The organism is Bradyrhizobium sp. NAS80.1 (assembly GCF_001908205.1).
Taxonomy (GTDB): Bacteria; Pseudomonadota; Alphaproteobacteria; order Rhizobiales; family Xanthobacteraceae; genus Bradyrhizobium.
In genome coordinates, this window is the sequence record NZ_LGHL01000256.1 from 1 (window position 1) to 4,805 (window position 4,805).

The following is a 4,805-nucleotide window of genomic DNA, read 5'->3' on the forward strand; positions in this document are numbered from 1 at the left end:
CTGTACATTTCGAAATGTTTCTGATTGTTTCTGTCTTTGTCGTGCAACCAGAAACTTCGGGATCGACTTGCCGTGAGCTTGATGCAGAGACTGCGGAAGAGGCTCTTTCCGCCTCGTGACGTGATCGAAGGCTACGAAAACGAAGAACTCGTCGAAACCATCTACCGCAAGACCGTCGCCTTCCAGCCGGAGGGAAGTTGGCCCTTAGTTGAGAATGTGGGCTCGGTACTCGATTTTGGCGGCGGATCGGGCATCCATTACAAGCTCGCCCGGCATCAGTCGCCTGATATTCGCTGGGCGGTTGTCGAAACGCCTGCGATGGTCCGGCGGGCTAGTGAGTTGTCCACGAGCCGTTTGATGTTCTTCACCGACATCGAGAGAGCTGCGGACTGGCTGGGATGCATCGATCTGATGCATTCCAACGGTGCGATCCAATATGTGGGCGATCCGGTGGGCACTGTGAGGGCGCTATGCGCTGCGCGGGCAGCCAAAATGGTCTGGTATCGTGTGCCGATTAGCGATGGATCGGCCAGTGAGGAAACTCAGACCTCATTTCTCAGCAACAACGGTCCGGGCGAGCTGGCCGGGGGAAAAGACAAGTTGGTCAAGTACACCAGGCGCTGGATTTCCAGGGACGCGTTCGTTGCTGCACATGAAGGATACAGTCTGAGCGAGCACGGCTCTGATCCGCGCGAGCGGGGGGTCGCAGCAGTTCAGCTTCGCACGCGCGGCTTGATAGCTCTCGCGTCTGATCAGCCGCCTGGGAGGGATCAGCGTACCGTCGCCGAGCTCAAGCTCCTTGAGCGGTTTTGTCTTGAGTTTGCGAGAGCGAGCACGGTGCAGAACAGCGATGCTTGAGCGTACCAGGCCAAGGTTTATACGCACCAAATCGAGTTCAGGGCTGGAAAACCGTTATCGGGCAGTTCGAGGAAAACCACCTGGTACAGAGTTCTCAATAGACTTTTCAATTGCTCGCGCGACCATCGCTGCGGACCGCTCGTCGAGGTGGACGCCGTCAGTCCACCGCAATTGCGATGGGTCGACGTTTATTGGCAGCCAAGAGTCCGGGTTTGGAAAGGCCTCTGATGCCATCTGTGTGCTGAAGGTAGCATACGGAGTGGCTTCGTATTGAAGTGAGTAAGGCATGTGGAACAGCAGGACCTTGACGCCCCGCGACTCGAGCAGCGCCTTGTATTTCCGAATATCGGACAATCCGCGACGAACAGCATCGATCGGAGGCAGTGCTGCCGCGTCCTTTATCGCAAATTGAACGAGATCAGAATCGACAACGTCGGAGGGTGGCTGAGCAATTAGGCGATCGACAACGGACCTGACTTGCTCCTTTTTCAAGGGAGGGTGCATCAATGTTTCATAGTACGCCGCAGCAGAACGCACAGGCTGAAAGGCCGAGGAGCTTCTATCATTCAATCTGGTGATGAAACTCTCGTCCAAGACGCGATTTAGAATGTTCGTCTCGACAAGGACCAGCTTTGGCGTCGCCGCCCCTGCGACAATAGCCAAGCCTGTTGCGGGAGACCCCCCAGCCAGCGACAGGTTCTCGACATCGTCGGACCGAAAGTAGTTCTCGAATAACCTGAATGTAAGAGAGCTGCCCACCAATACGGTGTTGTGCGTCGATCCGTTGAGGTATTTAGCCGCTACCGCATGGTTTTGTGAATCGGTGGTCGTGACAACCGTATGAAGATCATAGTTGGCGCCCAGTCTGAGTGCGGCGATTGCTACAACTGCCGTGATACCGAATTTAATCATCCAAAGCATCGGGGGCGCCTTTAGAATTGGAAGTAGATGAAGGCCGACTCTGGACCGGCCTCAGCATACGCCAAAGCGACGAGCGCGCCGTACGCGAAAGGTTCGATCGCTCTAGCCAAAGCGCTTTGCGGCTGGCGCGGCAGGATGAAGTGCTGAAGAATGACGGGCAGCGAATAGGCCAGGGCGAGGGTGCGATATATCTTCGATGGGTTCTGTATCGTGCTCTCAGTAAAGAGCCCGGCTAAGTAGCTTGCCGCTTGGCCGAAATCGGGGAGCTTGAAGAATATCCAAAGCACCGACACGGTGAGAAAGACCGCCACGGCACGGAGCGCCTGGAGAGGCGGTGATTTGACGCTATCCAGCTTGTCGAGAAATGGGCGCTCAATCGCCAGCAACAGGCCGTGCATCAAGCCCCAAACCAGATAGCTCAAGCCTGCCCCGTGCCACAGACCACCCAGGCCCATAACAGCTATCAGGTTGAAGTAGGTGCGAGCCGGACCGTGTCGGCTTCCGCCCAATGGAATGTAGAGGTAATTTCGAAGCCAGCTAGACAATGAAATGTGCCAGCGGCGCCAAAACTCCGAGATCGATCGCGAGATGTATGGCCGGTTGAAATTATCAGGCAAACGATACCCGAACAGCAACGCAAGGCCGACAGCAATCGACGAGTAGCCGAAGAAGTCGGCATAGATCTGGAAGCTGTATAGAAAGATCAGCAGCCATTTGTCGCCAGTCTTTACCGTTTCAAAGAGATGGGGCGCCATGTAGGACGTCATCTCGTTCAGATTGTTGGCGCAGTAAAGCTTGAAGAAATATCCAAGCACCAGCCAACGCGTGGCCTCCACGAAGGGGACCTTCGAGATCTGTTTCACCTGGATCTGCGGGAAAAAGTTCCGAGCCTGGGTGATCGGGCCAGAAATCAGTTGGGGGAAGAAGATCACATAGAGGAAGATCTCCCACACAGTCGCCGGCCGACCTTGCTTTGGAAGGTCGACCAAGAGGCTGATGTTATGGAAAACGAAAAACGAGATGCCGATCGGCAGCGGAAGGTTCAGCAGGAAATCGCTAACTGCACTGCCCGATTGGATAGGCGTGGCAACGAACAGGAACTTGTATTTGAAGAAGGCAAGCAGGCTGAGATTGAAGATGACGCCGTACTTGGTCCAGGCGCGACTCCGCTTGATGGACAAAGCTAAAAAGGCCCACGTCCCAACGACAGCAATTATGAGCAATGGCAGCAGTTCGCGCTGACCATAGCCGTAGAAGAACAAGCTGGCTGCGATCAGCACATACACCTGCAGCCCCCGGACGAACGGCAGGTAATAGATGGCGAATACGATGCAGACGAAAACTGCGAATTGCCAGGAAGTGAAGGTCATTACCAGTGCGGTTATCGAGGAGGGGATCACCGCTTTTAGTTGCTGAAGGACGGTCTGCCAATTCGCCGAATGCTCGCGGCCACGGGCAAAGTCGCTCGGAGGCTTCTGACTGAAAACGCCAAGCACTTCACCGCGGAGACTCGGTCGATACCGAGGTGCTGTGCGAACTAGAATGGGGTGAGGAAGCGGAGGCTAAGCTTCTCTGAGCTCTATACCTTCGCACAGCTTTTGAGGGTGCCCTAATGGGACGGAACCCTTCTGAGAACAGCAAGGGAACGCCAGGGCGCATATGGAGGCTCCCCAGCGCACACCGGGCTAATAAATCCAAATAGATAGCGTTAAGAAGTCCTTAATTTGCAAAACCTACAGTCGACGGCACGGGCCGGCGCCAGTGCCGGCATGGGCCATCGAACCGGAAGAAATGCCGCCAATGGCGCGAGAGGCTGCCGCTCGATTTGTGTCGCGAGCCCGCGCCGTGGCGCGGGGGCTGTCGCGTCATGTCCGCAAGGCAACTGTGCTGGCGGCCTGCCTCCTGATCGGCCTCGGTGCGCCTGCCCGTGCGGCCGATGCGGTCCGGGGCGAGGCGACTTTTTCGGCCGGCGGCGGATTCGCCCGTCTCGTGATCAAGCTCGGCGAGGATGTTCCTTCCGAGGTGACGACGGCCGGTTCCATTCTCATCGTCCGCTTCGACCGGCCGGTCGACGTTCCCGTCGACCGCGTGCCCGAGGGCGCGCCTGACTACGTCAACTCCGCCCGACGCGATCCAGACGGCAGCGCGATCCGCCTGTCGCTGGCGCGGCGCGTCACGGTCAACACCATGAATGCCGGCGAGCGCACCTTCATCGACCTCCTGCCTGAGGGCTGGAAGGGGCCGCCGCCGAGCCTGCCCATGGACGTGGTCAAGGAACTGGCCGAGCGTGCGCGCGTGGCCGAACGGGCGTTGCGCGCGCAGCGTGCCGCGGCCGAGACCAGGAAGCGTCCGCAAATCCGCGTGCGCGCCTCGGTGCAGCCGACCTTCGTGCGCTTCGTGTTCGAGATGCCCGACGGCGTCGGCGTCTCCTCCGTGCTCAACGAGCAGAAGCTCACGCTCGCCTTCAACGCCAATCTCAGCTTCGACCTGGCGGACGCGGTCGTCGCCGCGCCGCCGAACGTCGCGTCGATCAAGCAGAAGGCCGACATCGACCAGACCACCGTCGAGATCGCGCTGATCGGCGATTCCGACGTACACTCCTTCCGCGATGACAAGAACTACGTCGTCGACGTCGCCTTCCAGCCGGACAAGGGCAAAATGGCGGCGACGCCAGAGGCGGTGATCGCGCAGGCCAAGCCTGCCGGTCACGCACCGGCGCCGGCTCCGGAAAGGCCGAAGGACGACCACCGCGAGATCGCGCCGCCGACGTCGGAGACGATCGCGCGCGAAGCCAGGATCGAGGTGAAGCCCGAGGTTAAAACGGAAGCTCCCGCCGCGATGCCGGTTGCCGAAGCGCCGAAGCCTGCTGCGCCCGTAGCGGAGTCAGCCGCAGCGGTTGCGCCGGTCAGGCCCGCAGCGCCTGCGGTGACTGAAGCGCCCAACGAGGTCGTGAAGGAAGCGGTCAAAGCGGCTCCGGCAGAGACTGCCAAGGCTCCGCCCGTTGAGACGGCGGCTCCGGCCGCGCC

3 protein-coding genes and 1 pseudogene are annotated in these 4,805 nt (G+C 59.0%); 2 read left to right on the plus strand and 2 right to left on the minus strand.

The annotated features are described in order from the left end of the window. The first annotated feature begins 120 nt into the window (after positions 1-120). Entirely contained in the window at positions 121-858 is a 738-nt protein-coding gene (locus AC629_RS40320; RefSeq protein ID WP_143199823.1) for a class I SAM-dependent methyltransferase, read from the plus strand. Between the two features lie 54 nt (positions 859-912). Here the strand turns inward: AC629_RS40320 and AC629_RS40325 are convergent, their stop codons facing one another. Together AC629_RS40325 and AC629_RS40330 are read right to left on the minus strand one after the other, a co-directional pair. After that, positions 913-1,779, minus strand: a complete 867-nt coding sequence (locus AC629_RS40325; RefSeq protein WP_084810234.1) for a hypothetical protein — start codon at positions 1,777-1,779, stop codon at positions 913-915. 11 nt (positions 1,780-1,790) lie between these two features. Further along, positions 1,791-3,275, minus strand: coding sequence for an MBOAT family O-acyltransferase (locus tag AC629_RS40330; protein WP_143199824.1), 1,485 nt, complete (start codon positions 3,273-3,275; stop codon positions 1,791-1,793). A gap of 304 nt (positions 3,276-3,579) precedes the next feature. Here AC629_RS40330 and AC629_RS40335 point away from each other — a divergent pair. Further along, positions 3,580-4,805, plus strand: a pseudogene (locus AC629_RS40335) (tetratricopeptide repeat protein); the annotation flags it as partial.